Annotated in this window: 22 protein-coding genes and 2 pseudogenes; 9 read left to right on the top strand and 15 right to left on the bottom strand. The window is 62.3% G+C overall.

Going from position 1 to position 26,541, the window contains the following annotated elements; translation table 11 throughout:
* Positions 1 to 123: pseudogene (locus GFJ39_RS11295) on the top strand (IS5/IS1182 family transposase); the annotation flags it as partial.
* A 160-nt stretch (positions 124 to 283) separates the two neighbouring features.
* Here GFJ39_RS11295 and GFJ39_RS11290 read toward each other — a convergent pair.
* Genes GFJ39_RS11290 through GFJ39_RS11280 form a run of 3 tightly spaced genes read right to left on the bottom strand, consistent with a single transcriptional unit; the run spans position 284 to position 3,439 of the window.
* Positions 284 to 961, bottom strand: a complete 678-nt coding sequence (locus GFJ39_RS11290) for a DUF1028 domain-containing protein (RefSeq protein ID WP_153431433.1) — start codon at positions 959 to 961, stop codon at positions 284 to 286.
* A gap of 55 nt (positions 962 to 1,016) precedes the next feature.
* On the bottom strand, positions 1,017 to 2,180 hold the full coding sequence (gene argE, locus GFJ39_RS11285; protein ID WP_153431432.1) for an acetylornithine deacetylase: 1,164 nt from the start codon (positions 2,178 to 2,180) through the stop codon (positions 1,017 to 1,019).
* A gap of 17 nt (positions 2,181 to 2,197) precedes the next feature.
* Positions 2,198 to 3,439, bottom strand: a complete 1,242-nt coding sequence (locus GFJ39_RS11280; protein ID WP_153431431.1) for a flavin-containing monooxygenase — start codon at positions 3,437 to 3,439, stop codon at positions 2,198 to 2,200.
* A 297-nt stretch (positions 3,440 to 3,736) separates the two neighbouring features.
* Between GFJ39_RS11280 and GFJ39_RS11275 the strand changes: the two genes are divergently transcribed.
* Complete coding sequence (locus tag GFJ39_RS11275; RefSeq protein WP_153431430.1) at positions 3,737 to 4,465, top strand: class II aldolase/adducin family protein; 729 nt, start codon at positions 3,737 to 3,739, stop codon at positions 4,463 to 4,465.
* Positions 4,466 to 4,514: 49 nt separating this feature from the next.
* On the opposite strand, the gene GFJ39_RS11270 is transcribed toward GFJ39_RS11275, so the two are convergent.
* The 9 genes from GFJ39_RS11270 to GFJ39_RS11230 all read right to left on the bottom strand — a co-directional run bounded on the left by GFJ39_RS11270 (position 4,515) and on the right by GFJ39_RS11230 (position 16,225).
* Entirely contained in the window at positions 4,515 to 5,441 is a 927-nt protein-coding gene (locus GFJ39_RS11270) for a LysR family transcriptional regulator (protein ID WP_153431429.1), read from the bottom strand.
* Between the two features lie 108 nt (positions 5,442 to 5,549).
* Positions 5,550 to 7,160: a GMC family oxidoreductase gene (locus GFJ39_RS11265; protein ID WP_407645895.1), complete on the bottom strand. Its 1,611-nt coding sequence runs from the start codon at positions 7,158 to 7,160 to the stop codon at positions 5,550 to 5,552.
* A gap of 64 nt (positions 7,161 to 7,224) precedes the next feature.
* Positions 7,225 to 9,594: a TonB-dependent receptor gene (locus GFJ39_RS11260; protein ID WP_153431427.1), complete on the bottom strand. Its 2,370-nt coding sequence runs from the start codon at positions 9,592 to 9,594 to the stop codon at positions 7,225 to 7,227.
* Positions 9,595 to 9,668: 74 nt separating this feature from the next.
* A complete protein-coding gene (locus tag GFJ39_RS11255; RefSeq protein WP_153431426.1) occupies positions 9,669 to 10,082 on the bottom strand; it encodes a RidA family protein in 414 nt (137 codons plus the stop codon).
* A gap of 174 nt (positions 10,083 to 10,256) precedes the next feature.
* Positions 10,257 to 11,648: a purine-cytosine permease family protein gene (locus GFJ39_RS11250; RefSeq protein WP_153431425.1), complete on the bottom strand. Its 1,392-nt coding sequence runs from the start codon at positions 11,646 to 11,648 to the stop codon at positions 10,257 to 10,259.
* 103 nt (positions 11,649 to 11,751) lie between these two features.
* Positions 11,752 to 13,086, bottom strand: a complete 1,335-nt coding sequence (locus GFJ39_RS11245) for a phosphotransferase (protein WP_153431424.1) — start codon at positions 13,084 to 13,086, stop codon at positions 11,752 to 11,754.
* Positions 13,083 to 14,411: a histidinol dehydrogenase gene (gene hisD / locus GFJ39_RS11240; protein ID WP_153431423.1), complete on the bottom strand. Its 1,329-nt coding sequence runs from the start codon at positions 14,409 to 14,411 to the stop codon at positions 13,083 to 13,085. Before hisD ends, GFJ39_RS11245 begins: the two co-directional genes overlap by 4 nt.
* A gap of 48 nt (positions 14,412 to 14,459) precedes the next feature.
* Positions 14,460 to 15,227, bottom strand: coding sequence for an SDR family NAD(P)-dependent oxidoreductase (locus GFJ39_RS11235; RefSeq protein ID WP_153431422.1), 768 nt, complete (start codon positions 15,225 to 15,227; stop codon positions 14,460 to 14,462).
* Positions 15,221 to 16,225, bottom strand: a complete 1,005-nt coding sequence (locus tag GFJ39_RS11230) for a zinc-dependent alcohol dehydrogenase (protein ID WP_153431421.1) — start codon at positions 16,223 to 16,225, stop codon at positions 15,221 to 15,223. The genes GFJ39_RS11235 and GFJ39_RS11230 overlap by 7 nt, the downstream gene beginning before the upstream one ends.
* Before the next feature lie 217 nt (positions 16,226 to 16,442).
* Here GFJ39_RS11230 and GFJ39_RS11225 point away from each other — a divergent pair, with 217 nt between their 5' ends.
* The 5 genes from GFJ39_RS11225 to GFJ39_RS11205 all read left to right on the top strand — a co-directional run bounded on the left by GFJ39_RS11225 (position 16,443) and on the right by GFJ39_RS11205 (position 23,124).
* A complete protein-coding gene (locus tag GFJ39_RS11225; protein ID WP_153431420.1) occupies positions 16,443 to 17,831 on the top strand; it encodes a purine-cytosine permease family protein in 1,389 nt (462 codons plus the stop codon).
* Positions 17,828 to 19,450, top strand: a complete 1,623-nt coding sequence (locus GFJ39_RS11220) for an amidohydrolase (RefSeq protein ID WP_153431419.1) — start codon at positions 17,828 to 17,830, stop codon at positions 19,448 to 19,450. Before GFJ39_RS11225 ends, GFJ39_RS11220 begins: the two co-directional genes overlap by 4 nt.
* Entirely contained in the window at positions 19,437 to 20,585 is a 1,149-nt protein-coding gene (locus GFJ39_RS11215; protein ID WP_153431418.1) for an alpha-hydroxy acid oxidase, read from the top strand. Before GFJ39_RS11220 ends, GFJ39_RS11215 begins: the two co-directional genes overlap by 14 nt.
* 72 nt (positions 20,586 to 20,657) lie before the next feature.
* Entirely contained in the window at positions 20,658 to 22,142 is a 1,485-nt protein-coding gene (locus GFJ39_RS11210) for an aldehyde dehydrogenase (protein ID WP_153431417.1), read from the top strand.
* Positions 22,143 to 22,182: 40 nt separating this feature from the next.
* Positions 22,183 to 23,124 carry a 2-hydroxyacid dehydrogenase gene (locus GFJ39_RS11205; RefSeq protein WP_153431416.1) on the top strand — a complete coding sequence of 314 codons (942 nt, stop codon included), beginning with the start codon at positions 22,183 to 22,185 and terminating at the stop codon, positions 23,122 to 23,124.
* 19 nt (positions 23,125 to 23,143) lie between these two features.
* Here the strand turns inward: GFJ39_RS11205 and GFJ39_RS11200 are convergent, their stop codons facing one another.
* On the bottom strand, positions 23,144 to 24,523 hold the full coding sequence (locus GFJ39_RS11200) for an aminotransferase class III-fold pyridoxal phosphate-dependent enzyme (RefSeq protein WP_153431415.1): 1,380 nt from the start codon (positions 24,521 to 24,523) through the stop codon (positions 23,144 to 23,146).
* A gap of 113 nt (positions 24,524 to 24,636) precedes the next feature.
* On the opposite strand from GFJ39_RS11200, the gene GFJ39_RS11195 reads away from it, so the two are divergent.
* Together GFJ39_RS11195 and GFJ39_RS11190 are read left to right on the top strand one after the other, a co-directional pair.
* Positions 24,637 to 25,470 carry a helix-turn-helix transcriptional regulator gene (locus GFJ39_RS11195; protein WP_194285359.1) on the top strand — a complete coding sequence of 278 codons (834 nt, stop codon included), beginning with the start codon at positions 24,637 to 24,639 and terminating at the stop codon, positions 25,468 to 25,470.
* 422 nt (positions 25,471 to 25,892) lie between these two features.
* Positions 25,893 to 26,093 (top strand): TonB-dependent receptor plug domain-containing protein, encoded by a 201-nt coding sequence (locus tag GFJ39_RS11190; RefSeq protein WP_153431413.1) that lies wholly within the window; start codon positions 25,893 to 25,895, stop codon positions 26,091 to 26,093.
* Here GFJ39_RS11190 and GFJ39_RS11185 read toward each other — a convergent pair.
* Both GFJ39_RS11185 and GFJ39_RS11180 read right to left on the bottom strand, forming a co-directional pair.
* Positions 26,092 to 26,325 (bottom strand): annotated as a pseudogene (locus GFJ39_RS11185) (IS5/IS1182 family transposase); the annotation flags it as partial. The gene GFJ39_RS11190 and the pseudogene GFJ39_RS11185 sit on opposite strands and share 2 nt — an antisense overlap.
* Before the next feature lie 60 nt (positions 26,326 to 26,385).
* Positions 26,386 to 26,541, bottom strand: a 156-nt coding sequence (locus tag GFJ39_RS11180; protein ID WP_153431412.1) for an integrase core domain-containing protein, incomplete at its 5' end; no start/stop codon positions are given.

Genomic DNA, 26,541 nt, shown 5'->3' with positions numbered 1-26,541 from the left:
CTGCTGGGCCAGCGTCTGACAGCACGCGATTTCGATCGTCAGATCACCGAAGTTCATGTCCGGGTCGCCGTCCTCAACCGCTTCACAGCCCTCGGAATCCCCCTCACGCACCCTGTCGCGTAAGAAAACCCCTCAAAGGTTGCAGCGCGCCCAATCGCTGGAATTGTGCAACAGAGCCCAGTGGAGCACGACGTTCGAAGTGCGGATGTGATGCCCCTCAACCAGAGTTCTTGCCAGAGTCCTTGAGCTGGATCAGTCTGGAAGTTTCAAGGAAAGACGGTTTTCACTCGTCGCCGGGCACACCATAGGACGGAGCCGAAAGCGGATTGAGGCCGCGTGTGACGTAATCATGCATCTGCGGCTTCCAGAGGGTCCAGAGCTGACGAAGATCGGACAGGGGATTTTCGCTCCAGTCCACCCGGAGATCAACCAGAGGCCAGCTCTGTTCTTCCACCACGATCATCCCTGCTGAATGGACCGGTCCGGCTTCTCCCCCTGCGGCAAGGCCGGCTTCCATCGCCAGAATCAGGCGCTCTCCCAGCTCCAGGGCCGGGTCCGAATTTTCAAACGCCGTTTTCATGGCTTCCGGTACGCCGGCATGGGCCAGCATGTTTCCCGCCGCCGCGACATTCGTGCCGCCTGCCGAGGCATGACAGCCCAGAATCCGATCTCCGGCCCACAACGCCGTCTCACCGTTCCTGTCGAGAACGACGAGCTGTCTGAACGCCCGGAATTCGTTCCCCCGCACGAGAATGTCCCGACATTCCGACGCCGTGGCGCCGCGTTCCAGAAGGTCCAGTCCCGACGGGCCAAGGCGGGGGTCCGTGACGTTCTGCGTTGCGACGACGCCCACGCCTGCGCGCGCAAACGCACAGCGGCTTGCGACCGCGGGCGACGAAGAGGAAACGGCCATTCCGAACTGGCCGGTTCTTGAACAGCGCGCGACGATGGAAAAGGTCATCGACTGGGTCTTTCCTGCTGGGAAGGGGGAAGGCTATCGCGGCTTATCGCCGCAATCATGATCTCAGGGACGCGACGACGCCATCGAGGAAGCGTTCCGCATCCGCAAGCTCGGAATCGGTAATGTATTCGTCCGCCTTGTGCGCCCGACCGATCGAACCCGGGCCGCAGACGATGCAGTCCACGCCCAGCTTTTCGCTGAACAGACCTGCTTCCGTTCCGAAATCGATGACCGAAACCTGATTGCGCCCGGCCTCATGCAGGGCCAGCGAACACAGATCGCTGAGCGGACTGGCGTTAAGGCCGGGATAGGCGTTGGTCACAGTGATCTCCACCTCACCACCGCCGAGCCGCTTTACGGCATCAAGCCCCGCATTTTCCAGCCATTTAAGGTATGGCGCGCCCTCATATCCGGGCAACAGACGGATTTCAGCGGTAATCGTACACAGATCGGGGACGATGTTCAGCGCGGCCCCACCGGAGATCAGTCCGGCCTGAACGGTCGAGAAGGGAACGTCAAACCGGCTGTCATGCTGCTCTGTCGTGCGGATATGGTTCTGAAGCCGTTCAAGGGCTTCAAGCATGTAGCCTGCGAGTGAAATCGCGCTTTTGCCCAGGAACGGGTTTGCGGAATGCGCGGCCTGCCCGTGGCAGCGGATTTCAAACGCGATCTTTCCTTTGTGCGCGACAGCAACCTGAAGACCCGTGGGTTCGCCGATGATGCAGGATGCCGCCCGGACGGCCTGATCGCCTTCCACGTCGGCAAGAAGCGAGCGGACGCCAACGCAGCCGATTTCCTCGTCATGGGAAATCGCCAGATAAAGCGGGCGCTTGAGAGGCGCGTGATCCGGAGTGTCGGAGGTGGCGTTCCGCTGAGCTAGGCGGAGCATGCAGGCCAGAAAGCCTTTCATGTCGCTGCTGCCGCGACCATACAGCCGGTCTTCCCGCCGGGTCAGGACAAAAGGATCCGAAGACCAGTCCTGCCCCGTCACCGGCACGACATCCGCATGGGCCGAGAGGATGATGCCGCCCGGCGTGGAAGCGGGACCGATCCGGGCGAACAGGCTAGACCGGCCGGAAGCCTCGCCGGGGATCCGCTGGACGTCTGCCCCGCAGGAGTGCAGAAACGCCTCGATCCAGTCCATGATGTCGCCGTTCGGCAGTCCGCAGACACTCGGAAAGCCGACCAGCGATGCAAGAACCTGTTCGATGTCAGACATGATCCCCGGCCCTCCGTTCAGCCTGCTTTGGCCAGACGCTCTCGGGCAATATAGTCGCCCAGATAGTCGGCGTCATGCCAACAGCCCCAGATGAACGGGGAAGCCCGACGCGACAGCCATGCCAGTCCGATAAAATACAGCCCCGGCTCGACTGACACGCCCCGGTCGTGACGCGGCGCTCCGCGGGAGTCGAAAATATCGAGGTCGATCCATCCGAAATCGAGCCTGTAACCCGTGGCCCAGATGATCGTCTTGATCCCGGCTTTGGCCAGATCGAGGCTCAGGACCGGATCAGTGGCGCAGGCCGGCAGAGGTCCAATTTTGCGGGCATCGGGCTCCTCGGGGAGATCAAGGCCATGTTCAAGAACATAGGCGTCGGCCGCATCGAGCATGGCGAGATAGTTCGCATCTCCCCCTTCGATGTTGTTGGCGAGATCGGGGGCGAATGTCAGGCTGCCGTCCTGGTAGCTTTCCGTACGTCCCACCAGCGTCATCCCGCTTGCCGCGAGGTTGCGGAAATCGACCGTATGACCGCCATGCGCGCCGCTGACGGCGATCGTGACATGTTCGACATCCGGGCTCGGAACCTTCATGTTCCACATGCCCAGAACGCCCAGCCACCAGACGAAATCGCGTCCGCGATAGGCGCGGGGCGGACGGTCATGCGGCCCCACGGACAGCCAGACGTCCCGGCCCGAGGCGCGCAGTTCGTCCGCGATCTGGGCACCGGATGACCCGGCCCCAATCACCAGAACGCCGCCTTCGGGAAGCTGTGCCGGGTTCTTGTAGGCATTGGAGTGCATCTGAAGGATGCCGCTGTCCTGCGGAACGATGTCAGGAAAGGAGGGCTTCTGGAACGGTCCGGTCGCCACGATCACGTTTCGGGCCCTGATCGTCCCGTCCGGCCCGTCAGCCTCAAAGCCCAGACCGTCAGCACTTTTGCGCAGCGCACTGATTTCCACGCCGCAGCGGATCGGCATGTCGATCTGCTTGGCATAGGCTTCGAAATAGGAAACGATCTGCGCGCGGGGCGCGAAGGCATCCGGATCGAGATTAGGGAACGTTTTGTTAGGAAAACGGTCATGCCATGCCGGGCCGTTCGCGACGAGCGAATCCCAGCGTTCATTGCGCCACCGTTCGGCGATCTGGCCGCGCTCGACCACGAGATGAGGGATGCCGCGCTGGCCAAGATGCTCGCTCATCGCCACACCCGCCTGGCCACCACCGATGATCAGGGTATCGACGTTTTCCATAGTCATGCTGGACACTTTCGGCTGGACTGACAGAAGACTGCTTCCTCGTTTCGGGAAGGCCTTACCATTCTTGTATGGAAACGACATGACACGAGAAACAATCGAATTGATTATCTTTGCTTAGTCTTTTCCTAAGAGATTTGACGCGCCCGTTTTGGGCGCGCCCGTCCTGTCTGAAGCATCTGCATCGGAAAAACCGCACCCGGCATTCACGAAATCTGTCTTTCCCTTCCGATGACCGGACTCTAGACAGGCTGTATTCCAATTGTTTCAAAAAACGCCTGTTCAGGAAGCCTTAAAATCATGGTCGAGAACGAAAAGAAAGCCAGGATCGATCTTGCGGCCGCCTTTCGGCTGGCAGCCCGTCTCGGCATGCATGAAGCCGTGGCCAATCATTTCAGCATGTCCGTCTCGCCGGATGGTTCACGCTTCCTGATCAATCCCAAATGGCAGCATTTTTCGCGCATCCGTGCGAGCGATCTGGTGCTGGTCGATACGAACGATCCCGCAAGCACCGCCAAACAGGATCTGGACCCGACGGCATGGTCGATCCACGCCCAGCTTCATCGCCTGCATCCCGATGCCGTCGTGGCGATGCACCTGCATCCGATCTACTGCACGACCATCTCGACGCTGGCCGATCCGACGATCCTCCCGATCGACCAGAACACTGCGCGCTACTTCCGTCGCGTCGCGGTCGATACGCAGTATGGCGGCATGGCGGACAGCGAGGCGGAAGGCGCGCGTCTGGCGTCTCTTCTGAACGGCAAGACGCGTCTCATGATGGGCAATCATGGCGTCATGGTCGTCGCGCCCACGGTGGGAGAGGCGTATGACGACATGTATACGATCGAGCGAGCCTGCCAGATCCTCGTGACGGCCTATACGACGGGCCGCGAGATTTCCGTCCTGTCGGACGACGTGGCGGAGCGGACAGCGCGGGACTGGGAGAAAATCACGGATTTCTCCATCCGCCATTTCGAGGAAATGAAGCTGATCCTCGATCGCGAAGAGCCCGATTACGCCGACTGAAGGAACGCGGTCCCGGCACCCATGCCGGGACCTGAGCCGGGCCGGGCGCCTATTCCAGCGGACTCATGCCCGGAATGTCATCGTCGGAAATCGAGGCGCGGCAGTGGTCGCAGAAATGTTCGAGCAGGCGGGATTTGCGCGTCTCCTGTCGCATCGCCATCCCCATCACCATCGGTCGATGATCGCCTGACAGTTTGACGCGCACCACCGTCTTTCCGTCCATTGCCATGTTCGATCTGGGCCGCACATTGGCCAGCGAATATCCGTAGCCGTTTGCGACCATTGTCCGCACGACGGCCTGTTCCGCGCTGCGGGCGTAGATGTTCGGCTGAAGGCCCTCCCGCTCGTAAAGGCCGTTGAAATACTGGCGGCTGAGGGGGAGATCGAGAAAAATCATCGGTTCATGCGCGATCTCGGCCAGACTTACGCTGGAGCGTCCGGCCAGGGGATGATCGGTGCTGACAACCACATGCGGCGGCAGGCTCGCCAGCGGAACGAACTCGATGCCCGGCGGCATTTCAAGGTCGTAGGTGATGGCGAGATCAAGCTCGGCCTGTTTGAGTTTCTCGGTCAGCCATTCGTGATTCGAGGCGAACTGACGGATGTCGACAGACGGATAGTCGAGCCGGAAACTGTAGGCGAGGGCGGGCATGACCATGGGGGCTAGCGTGATCATCGCGCCCACCGAGAGTCGGCCCCGGACCTGATCCGTTTCTTCCGCCGCCACGGAATGCAGGCTTTCCGCCATCGCCAGAATGTTTTTGGCTTCCCGCAGCAAAGTGCGGCCCACGCTCGTCAGCGACAGCCCCTGCGCGTGATGGCGCACGAAAAGCTGGACGTTCAGTTCGAGTTCGAGATGCGAGATCGCCGTCGAGATGGAGGGCTGGGAAATCGACAGCCGTTCGGAGGCGTGACGGATCGAGCCCGCTTCACCGGCGGCGACAAAATATTCGAGCTGACGCAGGGTATAACGCATCACGCCAGACTAGAGCAGTTGCCAGCTTAAAGGAACGCGCATTCTGACGTACGGTGGTTCGTCCCCCGTCCAAGCCCCCGTGCAAGCCCCCCGTCCAAACCATAGTCCTCAGGCGTCTTCGAGGATCATCCGCGCGGCTTTTGCGCCGATCATCATGCTCGGGGCGCTGGTATTGCCGCTGATGAGGGTCGGCATGATGGACGCATCCGCGACCCGCAGCCCGCTCAGACCCACCACATTAAGGCGCGGTGTCACCACTGCCCCGGCATCACTGCCCATGCGGCAGGTTCCGGCGGGATGGAACACCGTGGCCGCACTTCGGCGCAGATAGTCGAGGATGTCCTGATCGCTCACGACCGCCTCGCCGGGAGCCTGCTCGACGCCGCGCGTACCGTTGAAAGCGGTCTGGGAGAGGATATTGCGCGCGACTTTGATCCCTTCACAGAGCACCCTGAGGTCCTGCGGATCGGAGCCGAAACTGAAATCGATGACCGGTGCGTTCGACCCGTCCGTCGCAAGGCTGATCGTGCCCCGGCTGCGTGGGCGCAGAACGCAGGTATGGATCGCAATGCCGTGCCCCCATTCGAACAGCCGGCCGCGCGGGCTGCGATAGCCGGGAACGAAATGGAACTGGATGTCGGGAACGCGCCCGTCGGACAGGGACGTATGGGCGAACCCTCCGGCTTCGACGTAATTCGTGGTCAGCCATCCTTTGCGTCCGAACAGGAACTGGAGAGGTGAGGGCAGGACGGCAGGCAGGGAACGCGCCGAGAACCCCAGCGTGCGCGGATCGCGCGATCGCACCGTGACCAGACCGTCCAGATGATCCTGAAGATTGCCGCCGACGCCTGGGAGATCATGAAGCGGGGAGATCCCCGCGCGGACAAGCGCCGCGCCCGGGCCGATGCCCGACGCCATCAGGATCTGCGGAGAGCCGATGGCGCCCGCGCAGAGCACCACTTCACGCCGGGCGTGCAGGACACGCGCCTGCCCTTCCTGCAGGATCGTCACCCCCCGAACGGTGCGGTTTTCGATGATGAGGTTGCGGACCTGTGCTTTCGTCAGAACCGAAAGATTGGCTCGGCCCCGGATCGGATGGATGAAGGCCCGATAGGCGCTGAGCCTGTAGCCGTTCCTCTGCGTGACGTCATAAATGCCGACACCTTCGAGTGTGGCTCCGTTAAAGTCGCGGTTTTCGGGAATGCCGGCAGCGATCCCGGCCTCGACAAAGCTGTGCGAAAGCGGATTGACGTCGCGGGGTGTGGTGACGTCCAGTTCGCCGTCAAAACCATGAAACTCCGGGTCGAGCTGCCGCTGGCAGTGTTCGAGAGCCTTGAATTCCGGCAGGACACTGTCCCATCCCCAACCCTCGCAGCCGAGGGAGGCCCAGTGATCGTAGTCGCTCCGGTCACCCCGGATATAGATCATGCTGTTCATCACGGTAGAGCCGCCGAGTGCTCTGCCGCGGGGAACATGAACGCAGCGGTTGTCCAGAAACCGCTGCGGCGTGGAGGTGAACTGGTAGGCGAGGGTGCGGCTTTTGTAGAGGGTCAGCGTTCCGGCCGGGATCCGGATGCGCGGGGTGCGGTCGTCGCCACCGGCCTCGATCAGACAGACGCGAAAACGCCCGTCCGCGCTCAGGCGGTTTGCCACCACGCAGCCCGCCGAGCCCGCGCCGACGACGATGAAGTCGAACACCGCGTCTTCATTCCCGTCGATGCCCGTTCCCGCAGACGGGCGTTGGGCCTGGCTTGGGGGCTGGCGTGCAGCGTCCTGCATGGCGTCAGAACCCCGTGGAGACCGTTGCGAGAGCCGCGAAGGTCGGCGCGACATAATAGGTCGAGGTTCCTGCCGTGGGGCCGGTGCTGTAGACGCCGGACAGGTAGTGGGAGTCGTTGAGATTGACGATGTTCAGGCGGATGCTGGGCTTCTTCATGAACCCGATATCCGGAGCGCGCGCGCCCAGCATCAGATCCACCTGCTTGTGGCCCGGAATCCGCTCGTCGTTCATGAACGTGCCGTATTCCTTGTCGACATACTTCATCGAGACACTGCCGAAGAATGTGCCGTCATCATACTGCACCCCGATCGCGGCCATCCAGCGCGGGGCGGACGTCGCGATCTTGCCCTTCGTCCTGTAGGTCACGCCGTCGAGCGTGATGTTGTTGTCGTTGGTGGCGTAGAGATATTCGCCGGACACGTAGGGCGAGAAATGATGCCACGGACGCAGACCAAGCTCGGCATCCACGCCACGGGAGGTCATGCCGCCTGCATCAAGGAAGTAGGGAACGGCGTTGATGTATTCGTTGATGGCGTGATGCACGAAGTTGTAATTGAACAGCGTGACCGAGCCCGTCACCCAGTTGTTGTGATACCGGGCGCCGACTTCTTCGGCGATGCTGTACTCGTCCTTCAGATGGGTGTTCGCCGTCTGGTAGAGGCTCGCATCATAAGGGCTGTTATACTGGTTGTAGAACGCCGAGCCCATGGGAACGCGGAAACTCGTCGTGGCGTTGGCGAAGAGCTGGATCTGGTCATTGACCTTGTAGCTGATCGAGAAACGCGGCAGCGGCTGGGCCGAGTTGTAGCTCGCGCCATATTGCGGGCCGGGCTGGTTCAGAGTGCCGTCACGCGCCGTCATGACTTCCTTGAAACCGGCATTGATCCGCAGCCTGTCGTTCAGAAGGCGCACTTCGTCCCCGACATAAAGTCCCACCATCTGCGTGATCGTATGGTAGATCCAGCCATTGAGAACGGTGCCGTCCTGAAGCGACAGCAGGGAGCTTGAAACGTTTCCGGCGCCGTCGAGCGCGGAGAACGGCTCGCTGACATGCATGTCGCTGTAGCCGTACCAGGCGCCGAACACGAGATGGTTGAACGCGGTGTCATAATGGGCGGCCGCGTTGATGCCGGTATAGCTTTCGCGTCCGTACCAGTCCCATTTCGCGGCGACATTGCCATCTTCGGAATAGTTGTTCCCGGCGAGCGATCCGTTCACGGCCTGTGTGCCGTTATAATAGGTGCCGCTCGTCGGGATCGTGTAGACGCCCAGCGGATAGTTGCCGGAGCCGTGATAGAAATATGGCGTGACGTCGAGCGACCATTCTCGGTTCAGCTTGAAATGCGACTGGCTGCTCAGGAAATAGTTCGTCCAGTCCGTCTGGAAACCCTTGTAGTAATTGGCATCTCCGAACTTGTAGACGCCATCAAGGTTGATCCCTCCGCCGAGGCCGTTCTTGTTCCAGTCAGAGAGCGTCGGCGTGCTGTACCAGGCCGTATTTTCGTTGTTATAGGTGAAGGACAGGCTGGTGCTGCTCTCGGGTGCCCAGTCCTTGATGGCCTTGAAATCCATGTGACGGCGGTTGTTGCGCCCCGGCCCCCGCCATGCGCGGCTGGTCAGGTTCGAGAATGATGCGAACATGCGAAGGCCGGTATTGCCGATCTCGCCTGAATCATAACGCAGATACTGACGGTTCATCTGATGGGAGCCATAGCTTACATCAAGCTGACCCTGACGCTTGTATTGCGGGTCATGCATGCGAACGCGCATCGTTCCGCCTGCGGAATATACGGTCGGAATTTCGATGTCGGGAGCGCCCTGCTGAAGCTGCACGCTCTCCATGTTCTCGCTGTCGACCCATTCCGAGGAGTTCGGCGTGTAGTTGTCGGGGTCGTTCATCGGCGCCCCTTCAAAGATGTAGCCGATTTCCTGCTGGTTGAGACCGCGTACGCTGACAGAGGACTGATCAGTCACACCGAAAGGATCGCCCATGGCGACGTTTGCCCCCGGAGACAACGTCACGAGGGCCAGCGTATTGGACGCCGGAGACTGTTTTGAAATGAATTCGCGGGAGACGGTGCTGACCGAACGTGCAGCTGTCTCGCGCCGGATCAGGCCGCCGCCTGAATGATGGCGGCTGGCCGAAACCTGGATCGTATCGCCCGGCCCCGTGCTGTCGAGTGAAGTGCGCCGGGGAGCACTGGCATGCGGAGCCGCGCCAGCGGAATGGGCGGCGGCATGAGCACTTCTGGCCCCCGTCTGTGCGCCCTGTCGGCCGTGCGTGGTCGTGGCGGCTTTCGCAACCCCGCCAAGCAGGAGAATTGTCGACGAAAGAAGCAAACAGTGGCGTGAAAGCGGAGATTTCGTCTGCATGTCGGGTACCTCTGCTGGCGGGCCCGAAAGGGCGGGAGGCTTGGTCAGTTAAGGGGATACAGGGGAGCGGAAGTTCAGTCGGGAATGACCGCGATGACGTCGACTTCGATCAGCCATTCAGGGCGGGCCAGGGCCACGACGACGAGACCCGTGAAGACCGGGAAAACGCCCTTGAGATGCTGGCCCAGCACGCGGTAGGTCGCCTCGCGGTAGCGGATATCCGTCAGGTAAACCGTGACCTTGCAGATATGGGCGAGTTCGGAGCCCGATTCTTTGAGCAGGAGCGCGATGTTTTCCATCACCTTGTGCGCCTGGCCCACCGGATCCCCGACGGCGACGTTCTCACGCGTGTCGAGGTCCTGCGGGACCTGTCCGCGCACATACACGGTGTTTCTCGCGACGACAGCCTGACACAGGTCGTTGTCGAGGCTCTGTTCGGGATAGGTGTCTTTGGTGTTGAACGGGCGGATCCGCTTGTGGACGGGCATGGGCGTATTTCCTCGTGCTCTTCGCCTCTGTTACGGAGACCCGTCACGGATCATCCGACAGGAGTTTGGTGCGATGCAGGAATGTTCGCAATTTGATGCGCGTATTTAAAGAATGGTTCTACGGGGCTTAGCTTCGGAAAAACCTAAGAAGGGCGTTACAGGGCAAAAAGCCGTTCAGATCGAACGGCGTGCCCAGAGCCAGTAGATCAGTCCGGGAACGAAAATTCCGATAATCCAGGACAGATCGATCCCGCCAAGGGACCTTGCGATGCTGCCGACATAGAGTCCGTTCGACAGGAACGGGATCTGCACGATCACGCCGATCGCGTAACAGATCAGGGCCGGGCGGTTGGCGCGGCCATAGACGCCGCCATCCGCACGAAACAGGGAGGGAATATCATAGGCGCCATGCCGCACGAGATAGTAGTCGGCGAGGTTGATGGCGGTCCAGGGGGAAAGGATGGCCAGCAGGAGCGCAATGACGTTGTCGAGGATTTCGAGCACGCTGCCGCTGAGATTGATGGTGATGATGGCGCAGGCCAGCAGGAGGAGGGTCGCGGCGATCGCGCGCGAGCGGCTCGTGGGCGTCCAGTTCGGCCGGAAGGTCTGGAGAAAGGTCAGGGAGGACAGCGCCGCGCAGTAGATCTGCATCGTGCAGCTCACCAGTGTGGAGATGATCATCACCGCAAACAGCGCGACGGGCAGAATCGGTGAATAGGTCCGGACCGCATCGTACATGTTGCCGGCAAATCCCGTACTGCCGAGATAGGCCCCGATGAACGTCGGAAACGTCGTCCCCACGATGCTGCCCGCAAGACAGACGAGAAACGCCGTGCGCTCTCCCGTGCGGGACGGCAGATACCGCGTATAGTCCGAGACATAGGGGGCATAGGCGATCTGCCACAGAACGCCGAGCGACAGCGCCGAGAGGAACTGGTGCGTCGTCGGAACGGCCCAGAACGGCATGGCGAGCTGTCCGTGCGAGACGCCGAAATAGGCGAAGGCCAGCAGGACCGAAGTCAGGGCGGCTACGGGTACGAAACCCGAAATGAACCGTTCGATGATGTCATGGCCGATCGCGCAGAGTGTGGCGACGATGATGACGGCTCCCCAGATCGGAATCTGACCGTATCCGGGCCCGAAAACCTGTTCCGACTGTTCGCGTCCGATCGCGAAGAAGGTGGAGGTGAAGCCGACATACATCAGGATGATGATCGCGATGATCAGCAGGCTGCCGGTCGATCCGAACTGCCCGCGGGTCTGCTGCATCTGCGGAATACCCAGATGCGGACCCTGCGCCGCGTGCAGGGCCATGAACACGCCTCCCAGCAGATTGCCGCACAATATGGCCAGCAGCGACCAGCCCAGGGCCAGATGACAGATGCCGGGGTAAAGCATCCCGGTCATGATGGCCATGATGTTCTGGTTCGCTCCGATCCAGACCATCAGCAGCGACCAGGCATTGCCGTGGCGCCGCTCCTCGGGGATCGGGAAAATGGTGTTGTTCTCAACGGCGAACGGAGAGGACTCTGCCGCATGGGCGCTCTTGTCTGCGAACTGCGTCATGGCGCGGAGATCCTTTTCGTTCAGGGTCGTTCTGATGTGTTATTGTCCCGGAATGATGCCGACCTCAAGCGGGCCGACATCGAATGTCATTGATCCGTCCTGCTCAGATGCACGACGGATCAATGGCGTCGAGAAAACGGGAGACGACATCCTGCCCCTCCGGTCCGGGTTCCGCGCCGCACATCATGGCGACGGCGAGACCGGTCAGGGACGATGCAGGCGTGTGACGGCTGTTCGGAGCGCTTTCGGAGCGGGCGCAGAGATCCATCACCAGCGTCGGGCAGCAGAACAGTCCGGCGCGGATGGTTTCCCGCCAGGTCTTTGGAAGTGCGCCGCGTTCTGACAGGGCCGCCAGCAGGGGTGTCCACAGAAGCCGACCCTTATCCGCCAGAAACGCCTGTCGCAGCGGGGGCAGGTACCATCCGGTCGTGACGAACGCGGTATCGTCACGGATCGTGATCTCCGGCGTACTGGTCAGTTCCGCGGAATGATACAGCCAGTCAGGATGGGCGAAGATATTGTGGAACGTGGCCTTGATTTCGGCCAGCAGGGCGGGGATATCGCGCCCTGCGAAGGCCGGATCGAAGAAGGTGAGGCTCGCCGCGGTCCCTGCTTCGCTGTTCTGCGGTGTGAACCAGACATTGGCGTTATGGGCATCGCCATGGGCGATGACGCCGCCCGAGGCCGCCAGAACAGCCGGGTCGAGAAGCGCCAGAGCGTTTTCCAGACAGTCCTGCAATGTACGGTCATAGGCCACGCCGTCGATCACCCATCGCAGACGGCGCAGTTCCGCGCCGCTGACACTGAGGCCCGGAAAAGCGAAACTCCGGTCTTTGGCGAAGAACGTGGCCGCACGGCCGCCGAGGGTGCCTGCCGGACTGCCCGGTGTCGTCAGGCGATGGTGGAAGAGCTGGTGGATCGGCTCCTCGCTACTCTGGGCAGCGGTGATCGGGTGCCATGTGTGCAGATAGATCCGCGTACTCAGCCTGTCGAGGTGTCGCTGCGCTTCGATCAGGGCGGGAGCCTCGGCCCCGGGGAGCGGATGCCCGCGATCGACGGCGCGTGCGGCGTCCGCGAGTTTGGGAATGATCCGCAGGGGGTAGAGCAGGATCTGCCGCCCCACGCGGCGACAGACATAGGCAGGTATATCGACGGGAAAGCCTGCTTCAAGCAGGATTTCGCCGCGATAGAATTCCTGAAGGACGGAGTCTTCGTTTTCCTCGTGGTGGAACTTGAAGAAAAAGCGTTCCCCGTCCCCCCGCGTCAGGAATCCGTTGACCGAATTCAGGCTGTAGTCATCCGCGCCGAGCGTGACTTCCCGGACCGGAAACCCGAATTCTTCTTCGATCATCCGTGCCAGAAGCGACCTAGCGAGGTCGGGCTGGCTCCGGCGGGCCGCGGTCAGGATACCCGCGGCACTGACGGCTGGATCGCTCATCGTGGTTCGAGCTTCGGCATCGGTCGGGCCGCGGAAACCGCGCGGGCATGGCCGGTGAAGTTTTCGTAGCGGGCAAAACGTTCCGCATGGCGGGCCGCTTCCGGATAGGCTTCAGGTGAGACGCGCGCGAAGGACATGCGCTTCATGAAGTCATGGACCGAAAGGGGAGAATGCGTCTGGGCGGCGCGGTTGGTCGGCAGGACCGCGTTGGGGCCAAGTACGTAGTTGCACAGCGTGACCGGGGAGGCCGTGCCGAGCAGAACTTCACCGGCGTTGCGGATGCGCCCCAGATCGGCCATCGGATCGGTGGTCAGGATTTCCAGATGTTCCGGCGCATAGGCGTTGGTGAAATCGACAGCGGCCTGAAAATCCTTCGTCAGGACGACGCCGCCATGTCTCCCGCCCAGAACGGCCCGGGAGAAACCGGCGCGCTTTTCGTCCATGTCCGCCCAGTGCGCGGGGAGAGCCGCGATGACGCCCTCGGCAACGCGGCGGCTGCTGGTTACGAGCCATGCCGAGGAGTCCGGGCCATGTTCGGACTCGATGATCAGGTCGAGGGCCGCGAGGACGGGATCGACGCTGTCATCGGTGAGGATGACGCTCTCGCTCGGTCCGGCGGGGATGCCGGGATCGATCCGGTCGGAAAGCAGGCGCTTGGCCGCGACGACATACGGGCTGCCCGGGCCGACGATCTTTGCGCAGGCAGGAACGGTTTCGGTACCGAACGCAACGGCAGCGACAGCCTGTGCGCCGCCACATTTATAGACGTCTTCCACGCCGATCAGGCGGGCGGCCACGAGTGTGCCGGCATCCACTGTGCCGTCCGGCGACGGCGGCGTCACGATGATCAGTCGCGGCACGCCCGCGACCTTGCCGGGAATGGTCGTCATGTTCACGACGCTGGGGAAGCAGCCCTTGCCGCGCGGGACGTAGCAGGCGACGGAATCGATCGGAACGTTCCGGTCTCCGGCCCAGATGCCCGGACGGACCTCGATCATCCAGCTTTCTTCGGGTTTCTGGGCTTCATGGAAGCGGCGGATGTTGTCGATGCCGTATTTGATGGCTTCGAGCACGTCCGGCTCGATGCTGGCGAAAGCGGCGTCGAACTCTTCAGGGGTCGCCTTGATGCTCATCTGCGGATCGGTGACGCCGTCGAAGGCCTGGGCAAAATGGCGCAGGGCCGCATCGCCCTCGGTCCGCACGCGCTCGATGATGGGCGTCACGCGCTCGAAAAAGACCGACAGGTCGCTTTCGGTCCGTTGCAGAAGGGCTTCGGGGATTTCGGCTGTCTGCGTGAGATCGTGGAACGTGACGTGATCTGACATGAAGAGCAATCCTGTAAGGGGCTGTGAACCTGTTGGCGCGGGCGGGTGTCAGAGGGCGGCGAGAGTCCCGCCATCCACATAGAACACCTGCCCGGTGACGTAGGCCGAGGCCGGGGAGCAGAGAAACTGGAGAGGGCCGGCAAGATCGTCCGGCAGTCCGAACCGACCGAGCGGGATCTGCGCGAGCATCCGCGTCTGCCAGTCGGTATCGGCAAAGAAAGGGGCGGTCATGTCGGTATGGAAATAGCCCGGAGCCAGCGCGTTGACGCGGATCCCGCGTGGCGCCCATTCGACCGCCAGACTGCGCGTCACACCGAGGATGCCGGATTTGGACGCGCTGTAGGGAACGGCCTTTGCCACCCCCGCCGCCGAGGTCAGGGAGGCGAGATTGATGATGCTGCCCCCTTCTGTCATGAGGCGTGCGGCGTGCTGGGCGACGAAGAACGGTCCCTTGAGATTGGTGTCGAGCAGCCTGTCCCACAGGGCCTCGTCCACGTCGTCGCTGGCCCGCAGACTTTCGTCCCCGGCATTGTTGACGACGATGTCGAGTTGCGGAGCCGTCCGGGCAATCTCCGTGAAAGCCGTGCGGATAGCCTCGGGAGAGGCCACATCCATGACCACCGGGCGCAGGCACAGACCGGCTTTTTCCGCTTCCGCGCAGGCCCCTTCGAGCGTGGCGGCCATGCGGCCCGCGATGCGGACATCCGCGCCGCATCGTGCGAGATGCAGCGCCATCGCATAGCCAAGCCCCCGTCCGCCGCCGGTGACGAGGGCGGTCCTGCCCCTGAGCGAAAAGAGGTCGGGCGTATCTACCATGCGCTGCTCGTGCCGTTGGGGGCGATCAGGGTTTTCAGTCGGATTTCAGTTCCGGCGAGCAGGGCCTCATAGCGCTGCGGCAGGTCCTGAAGGGCATGCGGGCCGCTGATCAGGGCGTCGAGTTTTTCACCGAGCTTCGGGATCAGGGCGATGGCCTGCGGCATCTCGTCGGCAAAGGCGCTGACGCCGAGGATCTCGATTTCCCTTTCAACGATACGGTTGAAATCGATCTGCGGCTTCTGGTGGAACAGTCCTGCAAGAACCACGCGCCCTCCGGGCGCCACACGCTGACAGGCCAGTTCGATGACCGGGGCCGCGCCCGTCGCATCCAGAACGAAATGCGTCTCCCAGTCCTCTTCATCCGCTGACAGGGGCGTGGAGCCGGCAATATTCTGGAGCAGTGCCTGGCGGCCGACATTGCGTTCGAGCAGCGAAACCTCATGTCCGCGTTCGCGCAGGATCAACGCCGCGAGGCCACCGATCGTTCCTCCGCCACAGACCACGACGCGGGCGCCCTCCGTCGGGGCGAGGCGATGCACGGCATGGAGGGCAACGGCCAACGGTTCGGCCAGCGCACCGTGCCGGAGCGGCATGTCGGCGGGCAGTTGCAGGAGTTGCGTTGCCGGAAGAACAACCTCCTGTGCGAAACCGCCGTCACAGACCTCGCCCACGAAGCCAAGCGTGCGGCACACGTTCGGCTGGCCGGACCGGCAGGAGGCGCAGTGGCCGCACCCGACGCGGGAATCCGCGACGACATGATCGCCCGAAACGAGGCCCGCGCAGTCGCCGCATGTTTGCGTAACGGTACCGGAAAATTCGTGTCCCGGTGTGACGGGACATCGGGACATCCACTGGCCCGTCCGGAAATTATGCAGGTCCGAGCCGCAGATTCCGGCGGCCTCGATCCGCACGCGGACGAAGCCTTCCTTCAGTTCCGGAGACGGTTCTGTCGGCATGACACGGATGTCACCGATTCCGTAGAAACGTGCAGCAAGCATGGACTGTGCTCTCCGCTTCGGAGTGAGACTGAAGCTCGGGTCTGGCTCTGGTATAGATATGATGGAAGCGGAATGAAAACCCTGACCGGGAGGTTTTCAGCATAGATTTTTCCGGTGCATGGCTTCAGGAAATATGCAGCAGAAATCCATTACAAATCCGGAAGATGTTATGATCTACTGACCTGCCGGTTATCGGCGAACGTAATGAGGACATGGCATGGTGGATGCGGTCAGCACACTGGAATCCGAGACGATCTATCCCATTCCGCCCGAACGGCGGCACGGGACGGCTCGGGACCTGTTCACCGTCTGGTTCGGGCCCAATCTGATGATGCTGACGGTAGCGACCGGCGCTCTCGCGACGACGGTTTTCGGCCTCTCCCTCATTCCCGCGATCCTTTCCCTGCTTCTGGGTAATCTCGTCGGCGGCGTGTTCATGGCGCTTCATGCCGCCCAGGGACCGCGGCTGGGCGTGCCCCAGATGATCCAGACGCGGGGTCAGTTCGGGCTGTTCGGCGCCGTCCCGATCACCGCGATCATCGTTCTGATGTATGTCGGTTTTGTCGCCTCCAATCTCGTGCTGGGGGCGGAAGGGGTACAGGCCTGCATTCCGGGGCTGGGCCGCTTTCCCGCCATCGTGATCATCCAGCTTCTCTCGGTGCTGCCCGCCGTCATGGGCTATCACGTCATTCATGCCGCCGCCCGGATCCTGAGCCTGTTGTGCGGGATTGCCGTTCTGGTGTGTTTCGTGGCGCTGATGCTCCCGCATCCCGCGATGCATGTGGAGGCGGCGCACTGGGGCAGCGGGACCGGCGTCCTGAGGACCGTTTCGCTCGCGGCTCTGTGGCAGATCGCCTATGCGCCCTATGTGTCGGATTCATCGCGTTATCTTCCCGCTGGCGGAAAAAACGAGAAAAATGCGTTCATCGCGTGTTTTTCCGGATCGGTCTCCGGATCGTTCCTTGCGATGGGGCTGGGAGCCGCTGTGGGAACGCTTGTGGGCGGTCAGCATGTCGTGGCGGTTCTGACATCGCTTCTCGGTGTGGCGACGGTGCCGGTCATGCTGGCGCTTTCGCTCGGCATTGCAGTAGCAAATGCGATGAACGTCTATTGCGGCGCGCTCTCCACCCTGACCGTCGCCCAGACCTTTACGCCTGATCATCATTACGGACGCGGTGCGCGTCTCGTGGTCACGATCGCGCTGCTCCTGTTCGCTTTCGGAATGGCGACGCTGATGGCCGACCGTTTCATGACGGCCTACAGCGAGTTTCTCGAACTCCTGATGTCCATCATGATCCCATGGACCGCCATCAACCTGACCGATTATTACATCCTTCATCACGGCGATTATGACGTGGCGTCGTTTTTCAGGCGCGATGGCGGCCGTTACGGATACTGGAACATTCCCGCGCTGGGCTGCTACGTGGCGGGCATTCTCTTTCAGATCCCGTTCCTTTCAACGGCGCTCTATACGGGCAGCATCGCGAAGATGCTGGGCGGTGTGGACATCTCCTGGGTGGTGAGTCTCGCCCTGACGCCGCCGCTGTATATCTTTATGGAACGGCGCTTTCGGGCCAGCGCACTTCCGGGCGGAGAGCGCGCATGACCCTACTGCACAATGCCCGGATCGTCCTTCCGGACCAGACACGCCTGCATGGCGGTCTTCTGATCCGAGACGGAAGCATCGTCGCGATCGGTGAAGAAGCCGCGATCACAGCGTCTGTACCGCAGGACGTGGAACGCGTGGATCTGGACGGGGCATGCGTCCTGCCGGGATTTGTGGACAGCCATCTCCATCTGCTGATGGGCACGGAATATCTCAGCAATATCGGCCTGAGGGATGCGCGCACCATGGCAGAGGTCGTGGAACGGGTTGCCGCTTTCGCTGAAGCCAATCCCGACCGTGACTGGCTTCTCGGTCTCGAATGGAGCTACGGCTATCCCGATCTGCCCCCCGAAGGCTTCGACCGTGCGATGCTCGATGCCGTCGTTCCGGACCGGCCGGTTTTCTTGCGTTCCGGCATGGCGCATGCAGCCTGGGCGAACAGCAGGGCGCTCGAACGTGCCGGGATCGATGCCTCCACGCCCGATCCGGAAGGGGGCGAAATCGTGCGCAGGCCTGATGGTTCGCCCACGGGCTGGCTGAAGGAAGAAGCGGCCAAACTCGTCTCGGCCTGCGTGCCGCCGATGGACGAGTCCATGATCCGTGACGGCATCGCGCGCGTTTTCGCCGAAATCGCACGCTGCGGCATCACGCGGGTGGAAAGCGCGGCCTATGACGAAAGCCTCTTTCCGGTCCTGAAGGAGATGGAGGACGCAGGGACGCTGACTTGTCGTGTCGGCGTAATGGTGGAAATGCCGCCGCCCGCTCTGTCGGAAACGCGGCTCAGGGAGATCGACTCCCTCCGTCGCATCTACCGCTCGCCCATGCTCAGCCTTGATGGCGTGAAGTTCTTTCTGGACGGGGTTCTGGAATCCCATACCGGATATATGCCGCAGGGCTATGGCGACCGTCCTGACGAGACCGGAACCCTGGTCTGGCCACCGGAGGCCTATAAGGCTGCGCTCAGGCGCGTGACGGAGGCAGGGTTCCAGATCTGGACGCATGCCATCGGCAGCGGTGCAATCCGCCTTGCGCTGGACGCCTATGCCCAGACCCCGGACGAAACGCGCACGCTGCGCCACCGCGTCGAGCATGTGGAAATCCCGTTTGCGGACGATGTTCCCCGCTTTGCCGAACTGGGTGTCGTGGCCTGTCTTCAGCCGGTCATGGTTGCGCCGTCGGACGAATGGATGGGAATGGACGGGGTCTGGGCCACGCGGGTTCGCAGTGAAGAGCATTGCCGTGCCTTTCCGAACCGCTCCCTGCTGGATGCGGGGAGTGTGGTCGCGTTCGGAACGGACTGGCCCATCGTCTCGCTGTCACCGCTTCACGGGATCGGCAAGGCAATCACCCGTCGCAGCTCGCTGGACGACGGCGCACCGGAAGGAGCGGCATTCGTGCCGGAGCAGGCGATCGGAGTGGACGAGGCCCTCGTTGCCTACACGCAGGCCGGGGCGTTCGCCTCCCACCGGGAAGACCGGGAAGGAAGCATCGCAGTCGGGAACGCTGCCGATCTGGTCGTTCTGGCCGCCGATCCTGCCGATGTGGCGCCGGAAGACATCCGGAAGATCGGCGTTCTGATGACGGTACTTGAAGGACGCGTTGTCTATGACGGTCGTTGATGATGGCGCGTTCGCGGCTCTGGCGGCGCGTGCGCGACAGAGGTTGCCCCGCCTGTTCGCGGATTATGTGGATGGCGGCGCGCATGGCGAACACAGCATGGCCCGCAATCGCGCGGCGTTCGGGCAATGGGGCGTCGTGCCACGCGGTCTGCGGGACGTGGCGCAGGTCGGAACCGGCGTGCGCTGTTTCGGACAGGACTGGGCCGCCCCGTTCATGCTGGCACCGGTCGGCTTCGCGGGGATGCTGCATTCCGACCGCGAGAGCGGTGCCGCGCGCGCGGCACGGCGCTGCGGGGTGGGGATGGCCGTGTCCACCTTCTCGATCGAGGCGATGGAGGATGTTGCCGCCGTTGGCGGAAGTCCCTTCGCGCAGATCTATGTCTTCCGGGACAGGGCACTGACGCAGGACATGCTCGCGCGGGCCACGGCCTGCGGGATTCAGGGCATCATAGTCACGATCGATACGGCCATCACGCCGGTGCGGGAGCGCGATGTGCGGAATGGCTTCCGTCATCTCTCGCGGCCCAGCGCCCGGCAGATGGCCGGTCTCGCCGGGAGGCCGGGCTGGTCCCTGGGGATGCTGCGGCACGGCATGCCCGCGATCGGAAACCTGCGATCCTACACGACCGTTTCCGGTGTCATGGGACAGGCGCGCGAGATGGCGGCGCAGATCGACCCGACTCTCGACCGCAGCGGGCTGGAATGGCTGCGCTCCGAATGGAAGGGACAGTTGATCGTCAAGGGCGTGATGCATCCGGACGATGCCCGGCTGGCGCTGGACGCGGGCGCGGATGGGCTGATCGTGTCCAATCACGGCGGCAGACAGATGGATCCGTCCCCCGCGACGATCGAGGTGCTGCCCGGCATCGTTGATGCCGTGGGCGGACGCGCCGATATCGTGCTCGACAGCGGAATCCGGCGCGGCGGGGACGTCGTGACCGCTCTGGCGCTGGGGGCGACGGCGGTCTCCGTCGGGCGGCCCTGGGCCTGGGCGCTCGCGGCAGGAGGCGAGCAGGGTGTGGAAACCGCGATTCAGGCCCTGACGCAGGAAATCCGCGATGTGCTCGGCCTTGCCGGACTTCGCGACATCGCGTCCCTGCGTGCGGCGGGAGCGGAGATCCTGTGGCGGATGTGATGGACGCGGCACGCCAGCCGCGCTTCAGCAGCCCGCATACGGCAAAAAATACCGGCAAAGAGGCCTGACCCCATGACGAAAAATGCTGCCTATTACGCCGGACGCGCGGCGACCCTGACCTTCCGCAACCAGTGCTGGATCGACGGGCGTTTCGTCGCGGCGTCTTCGGGATCACGGTTCGAGACGGTGAACCCCGCAAACGGTGCCTGTCTGACGGATGTGGAGCGCGGGGATGCGACGGATATCGACCTGGCCGTCCAGTCCGGACGCAGGGCGTTCGAGAGCGGTGTCTGGTCACGGATGACGCCGGGTGCGCGCAAGGACGTGCTGCTGCGCTGGGCGCAGCTTCTGCGGGAGAATCTGGAGGAATTCGCGCTGCTCGACACGCTCGATGTCGGCAAGCCGATTTCCGACACGCTGAGCATCGACGTGCCGGGGGCGGCCGCCATTCTTCAGTGGCACGCCGAAGCGACCGACAAGATCTATGACGAGATCGCGCCCACGGGCGGACGCGATCTGGCGATGATCCGCCGGGTGCCGCTGGGTGTGATCGGTGTGGTGGTGCCGTGGAATTTTCCGCTAGATCTGGCGATCTGGAAAATCGCGCCTGCGCTGGCGGTGGGCAATTCCGTCGTTCTCAAACCCGCCGAACAGTCGCCGCTCTCCGCCCTGCGGCTGGCGGAACTGGCCGCCGAGGCCGGACTGCCAGACGGTGTGCTGAACGTCATCCCCGGTTTCGGACAGGATGCGGGGCGCGCGCTGGGGCTTCATCCGGATGTGGACTGTCTGGCGTTCACGGGATCGACGGAGATCGGCAAGGTCTTCCAGCGCTATGCGGGCGAGAGCAACATGAAGCAGGTCTGGCCCGAAACCGGCGGGAAAAGCCCCTGTCTGGTTTTCCCGGATGCCGATCTGGATGCCGCTGCGGAAAAGGCGGCCTGGGGCATCTTTTTCAATCAGGGGCAGGTCTGTTCGGCCAATTCACGCCTGCTCGTCCATCATGCCATCGCGGAGGAAATGACGGAGCGCCTGCGACTGAAGGCGGAAGCGCTGGTTCCGGGCAATCCGCTCGACCCGGCGACGGTTCTTGGTCCGATGGCGACGCAGGACCATGCCGACCGGGTTGCGGGGTTCATAAGAGCCGGCCGGGCGGACAGCAGACTTGTCGCAGGCGGAGAGCAGATGGAAGTGCAGGGCTCCCGCGCTTACATCCGGCCCACGGTTTTCGCGGATGTTCCGCGTGATGCGGTAATTGCGCGTGAGGAAATCTTCGGCCCGGTGCTGGCCATCCAGACGTTCCGTGATGACGCGGAAGCCATAACCCTTGCCAACGATACGCCCTATGGCCTCGCGGCTTCCGTCTGGACGCGGGATGTCGGGCGGATCATGGAGGTTTCGGACCGCCTGAATGTCGGGACGGTTTCGGTCAATACCGTCGATGCGCTTTCCCCGATGACGCCGTTCGGCGGCATGAAGCAGTCCGGTTTCGGCCGGGATCTGTCCCTGCACAGTTTTGATAAATATTCCGCGCTGAAAACCGTGTGGATCAAATACTGATGTCCAATTCCTCTTGCCGGATACTGATAACGGAGTTTCCATGACGACACTTGCCATCAGTGCAGAAGGACCGAACGCGTGGGAAGGGTGGCGCAACGCGTTCGCCGAAGCCGCGCCGGATCTGAAAACCGTCTCGTGGTTCGACCCGGATTTCGATCCGGCCCAAGCCGATTACGCGCTGGTCTGGGATCCCGCGCCGGGTGAGATGGCAAAGATGCGTCACATGCGCGCCATCCTGTGCAGCGGCGCGGGCGTCAATCAGCTTGTCCACCGTCCCGATTTCCCCAAAGACGTGCCGCTTGTCCGCATGGGGGGAGACCAGACGGCGGACCTGATGTCGGATTACGTTCTGTGGGCGATCATCTCCCTCCTGCGCGATGCCCGGACCTGGGCTCTGCAACAGGAAAACAGGGTCTTTCGCCGCAACCTCGAATATCGCACCAGCGCACAGACGCAGGTCGGGATTCTGGGATTCGGAAATCTGGGCTCGGCGGTTGCGCGGCGTCTGTCGCAGGCGGGTTTCGGCGTGTCGGCATGGTGCCGCCGCGAACGCGAGGTCGAGGATGTGGCGCTGTATTTCGGAGAGGACGGTAAGGTCAAGATGCTCGGCAAGACCGACATCCTCGTCAATCTCCTGCCCAGCACGCCCCAGACCAAGGGCCTGATCGACGCGGCGTTCCTGTCGCATCTCAAGCCGGGGGCGGGAATCGTGAATGCCGGGCGCGGGGATCAGGTCGTGGCCGATGATCTGCTGGCGGCGCTGGATGATGGCCGGATGCTCGGCGCGGTCCTGGATGTTTTCGAACACGAACCCCTGCCCGAAACGTCCCGGTTCTGGGCCCACCCCAAGGTGTTCGTCACGCCGCATGTCGCCGCAGAGGCCTCTTTCAGGATGCAGGCCGTCTATCTTGCCGATGTGATCCGGCAGATCGAGGCGGGACAGACGCCCCCCCTGACCTACCATCCCGAATGGGGCTACTGACCCCTTAGGGGACGCGTCTTCAGAACGCGCCGCGCGGAAGCTCGCCCATGACTTCGGTGATGCTTTCGCACAGGATTCCGCCAATCCGGGCGATCTGCTCTTCCGTCAGCGTCAGCGGGGGCGAGAGGATCAGGATATGGCCGAGCGGACGGGCGACGAGACCCTTGTCCTGGGCTTTGCGGGCGACACGCATGCCGATGTTCAGACCAGCGTCGAAAAGGGTTTTCTTCGCCTTGTCCTTCACGAACTCGATCCCCATCATGAAGTGACTGCCACGGGCTTCGCCGACGATGTCAAGATCGCCAAGAGCCCGCAGCGTGTTTTCGAAGATCGGGCCGGTATGGCGAACGCGTTCGGGGAGTTTCTCCGTCTCCATCAGGGCGATGTTGGCCAGTCCCGCTGCAGCGCCCGCCGGATGTCCGGCATAGGTCATGCCATGGGTGAACACCCCGTCCGGTCCGGAAATGACGTCATGAATCTCGTCCGTCATGATGGTCGCGGCGAGCGGCTGATACCCGGAGGTCACGCCCTTGGCGATGTTGATGATGTCCGGCCGGGTGTCAAAAACGGCCTCCGAGGCGAAGAAATGTCCCAGACGCCCGAACGCGGTGACCACTTCGTCCGCCACGAACTTGATATCATACTGGCGGCACAGATCCTGCGCACGCCGGTGATAGCCTTTGGGCGGAACGATCACCCCGCCCGCGCCCATGATGGGTTCCTGAATGAAGCAGGCAATGTTTTCCGCGCCAACGGTCTCGATTTCCGTACGCATGTCGTCGATGAGCGCGTCGAGGAATTCCGCTTCGGTCATGTCGCCGCCCTCGCGCCAGAAATGTGGCTTCCTGAGATGGCGGACGATGCCTTCCGCGCGGGACCAGCCCTTGGAATAGGGGGGTGTCGTCATGGCGATGGAGAGGTAGGTGGAGCCGTGATAGGCGCCATGACGGCTGAGGACGAGCTTCTTGGACGGGCGTCCCAGCCGTTCGTAATAGTGATGAAGGATGCGGACCGCGCCGTCATTGGCAACCGATCCCGAGTTAGAGAAATGGACCCGGTTGAGATCGCCCGGAGCAAGCTGGGCCAGCTTTTTCGCGAGCGCGGCTGCGGTTGGATGGGTGAAGGTGTAGAAGGTGGAATAGAAATCGAGCGTGGAAAGCTGTTTCGAAATCGCGTCGATGATTTCCTGCCGTCCATGACCGACATTGACGCACCACAGACCGCCGATCCCGTCGAGAAGTTCATTGCCGTCGCTGTCGCGCACCATGACGCCTTTGGCGGAGACGATGGCCGTGCGGGCTCCCGTCTGTTTGAGTGCGTTCAGATCGGCCCATGACTGGACGAGATGGGCATCAGCGGCGAGGATGTCTTCGGTTGTCTGCGGCAGATCTGACGACATGGACGGTCTCCTTGAATTCTGTGCGTGCCCGTTCGGCAGAGTGGGGCGGACCGGGCAGGAACGTTACGAAGGTAGAGTCACACGGGATGGGATGTATATCGCCCGAAAGGGGTATGGACCCGGTTGCCGGAGATGCAGGAGATGCCGGACGACGGCTGGGCGCGGTGATCGCCGCTCTTGACGGTCCCGGTTTCGCCCCCTGCCTGTCCGACTGGTTCGGAGCCTGTATCGGGATCGACAACCTGACGGTTCTGGTCTGGGCCGGGAATGCGCCGCCCCGCTGTCTCCATCGCTCCGCGCGTGAGGAGAGCGTGCATGCCAGCGTGGACGAAATCTACTGCGCGGGCGGGTATCTTCTGGATCCGTTTTTCGTCCTAGACCGTTCGGAGGCACCGGCTGGCGTTTACCGGCTGTGCGATGTCGCACCCGACCAGTTCCGCTCTTCGGAGTATTACACAAGCTATTACCGCGACACGAAGATCGTGGACGAGATGGTCTATGTCCTGCGTCCGGCCTTCGGCGTGTCGATCCATGTCTGTCTCGGGCGGGATGTGACATCGGATACCCCGTTTTCCGATGCGGCTTATGAAACCGCTATGGGTCTGCTGCCTGTCGTTGTGGCGCTGGCCGCCCGGCACTGGGGGCATATCACCGTCGATGCTGTCGTGTCTGAGTCCGGGCAGGGGGCCGGCTCTGGCATGGCCGATATCACCGCACGGTTTTCCGACCGCCTGAAGACGCTCTGCGGCGTGGTTCTGACGCGCCGGCAGTCCGAAACGGCGCTGCTGATCCTTAGGGGGCATTCCTCAGGGTCCGCCGCACGAATGCTTGGCGTCAGCCCGCAGACCGTCAAAGTGTTCCGCAAACAGCTCTACGCCCGCTGCGCCATTTCCTCCCAGGCCGAACTGTTCGCAATGATGATGCCCATCCTTGCACGCCTGTCCTGACCGTGCTTTTCCAGCGCCGGAGGCTCACACGCCTCCGAAATCCGGAAATTCTTTTAAACTTGTTAACCTCGCGCTTTTGTGAGATGCGAACGGTTCGCACTAACGCGGATAAGAAATGTCGCGGGGAGTGCTGGCCGACGTGCCAGAACGCAGAAAGAAAAACATGACAGATAGAATGTTTCCCCTGCGAAAACTCTCCCGGTTCGGGATGGTTCTGTCCGCTGTCAGCGCCGGGGTGCCTGTCATTCTGTGTCTCCCCGCAGAGGCGGAAGTGGCAGCGGAAAAAACTCTGCAACCTCTGGCTGCCGCTTCGGCCCTCCCGCCTCAACGGACTGAAAACCCGGCCGCCCCATAAACCCGATGCGACGTCGGACAGCGACACGCCTGGCAGTGTGGAAAGCCTTGTGGTCAGGGTCGTTTCCATGGAAAAAATGCTGCTGTGGCTGAAGGATATTCCACAATCGGTTTCCGTGCTCGGCAGACAGCAGATGCGCGATCAGAACCTCAATACGGTAGATGACGCGCTCAAACAGGTGCCCGGTGTAGCTTTGTTGCACAATTTGGTAATTGGACATCGTGAAGCCTTCTATGTTTTTTTTTTGCTATGCTACGGCATGAGTTAAGGGGCACTCCGAGCACTGTGAAGCGATTGAGGATGGCGACACGGATGTAAAGTTCGGTGATCTGGCGGTTAAAATCCCGTGCTGTCAGACGCTGGCCCGGTAGCTTGATGCAGTGCTTTGTCTCGACGAGGTTTCGTCTATGATAACCGCTCCATCGTCTCCAAATGGCCCGTCCGAGATGCCAGCAAGCCCACAGGGCTTCATTTCGGGCGATGGCTCCCGCTGATGTGGGAGAGGTGGCCCCGTCTGTTCGGACAGTTTTTGGGTTTGAATAAGCTATACCCGGTTGTTGTTATGCCGCCATTCTGACGGCGTTGCTGTTGACCATCTGGTCCGGGGTTAACCCCGGACCAGATGGTGTCGGCACGCCATGATACGCCTCATCAGGCGTTCGTCCAGCCAGAGCCGTATGGGGACGTTGCCCGTTATAATGTGCGATCCATTTCGC

It is taken from the genome of Gluconobacter aidae (genome assembly GCF_009547075.1).
GTDB classification, from domain to species: Bacteria; Pseudomonadota; Alphaproteobacteria; order Acetobacterales; family Acetobacteraceae; genus Gluconobacter; species Gluconobacter aidae.
Note: the sequence above shows the minus strand (reverse complement) of the source record. Positions and strands in the feature narration are given on the sequence as shown.

Coding starts and splice junctions, on each gene's coding strand:
- GFJ39_RS11290 (WP_153431433.1), bottom strand. CDS start 961: ATGACCTTTTCCATCGTCGCGCGCTGTTCAAGAACCGGCCAGTTCGGA.
- argE (WP_153431432.1), bottom strand. CDS start 2,180: ATGTCTGACATCGAACAGGTTCTTGCATCGCTGGTCGGCTTTCCGAGT.
- GFJ39_RS11280 (WP_153431431.1), bottom strand. CDS start 3,439: ATGACTATGGAAAACGTCGATACCCTGATCATCGGTGGTGGCCAGGCG.
- GFJ39_RS11275 (WP_153431430.1), top strand. CDS start 3,737: ATGGTCGAGAACGAAAAGAAAGCCAGGATCGATCTTGCGGCCGCCTTT.
- GFJ39_RS11270 (WP_153431429.1), bottom strand. CDS start 5,441: ATGCGTTATACCCTGCGTCAGCTCGAATATTTTGTCGCCGCCGGTGAA.
- GFJ39_RS11260 (WP_153431427.1), bottom strand. CDS start 9,594: ATGCAGACGAAATCTCCGCTTTCACGCCACTGTTTGCTTCTTTCGTCG.
- GFJ39_RS11255 (WP_153431426.1), bottom strand. CDS start 10,082: ATGCCCGTCCACAAGCGGATCCGCCCGTTCAACACCAAAGACACCTAT.
- GFJ39_RS11250 (WP_153431425.1), bottom strand. CDS start 11,648: ATGACGCAGTTCGCAGACAAGAGCGCCCATGCGGCAGAGTCCTCTCCG.
- GFJ39_RS11245 (WP_153431424.1), bottom strand. CDS start 13,086: ATGAGCGATCCAGCCGTCAGTGCCGCGGGTATCCTGACCGCGGCCCGC.
- hisD (WP_153431423.1), bottom strand. CDS start 14,411: ATGTCAGATCACGTCACGTTCCACGATCTCACGCAGACAGCCGAAATC.
- GFJ39_RS11235 (WP_153431422.1), bottom strand. CDS start 15,227: ATGGTAGATACGCCCGACCTCTTTTCGCTCAGGGGCAGGACCGCCCTC.
- GFJ39_RS11230 (WP_153431421.1), bottom strand. CDS start 16,225: ATGCTTGCTGCACGTTTCTACGGAATCGGTGACATCCGTGTCATGCCG.
- GFJ39_RS11225 (WP_153431420.1), top strand. CDS start 16,443: ATGGTGGATGCGGTCAGCACACTGGAATCCGAGACGATCTATCCCATT.
- GFJ39_RS11220 (WP_153431419.1), top strand. CDS start 17,828: ATGACCCTACTGCACAATGCCCGGATCGTCCTTCCGGACCAGACACGC.
- GFJ39_RS11215 (WP_153431418.1), top strand. CDS start 19,437: ATGACGGTCGTTGATGATGGCGCGTTCGCGGCTCTGGCGGCGCGTGCG.
- GFJ39_RS11210 (WP_153431417.1), top strand. CDS start 20,658: ATGACGAAAAATGCTGCCTATTACGCCGGACGCGCGGCGACCCTGACC.
- GFJ39_RS11205 (WP_153431416.1), top strand. CDS start 22,183: ATGACGACACTTGCCATCAGTGCAGAAGGACCGAACGCGTGGGAAGGG.
- GFJ39_RS11200 (WP_153431415.1), bottom strand. CDS start 24,523: ATGTCGTCAGATCTGCCGCAGACAACCGAAGACATCCTCGCCGCTGAT.
- GFJ39_RS11195 (WP_194285359.1), top strand. CDS start 24,637: ATGGACCCGGTTGCCGGAGATGCAGGAGATGCCGGACGACGGCTGGGC.
- GFJ39_RS11190 (WP_153431413.1), top strand. CDS start 25,893: ATGGAAAAAATGCTGCTGTGGCTGAAGGATATTCCACAATCGGTTTCC.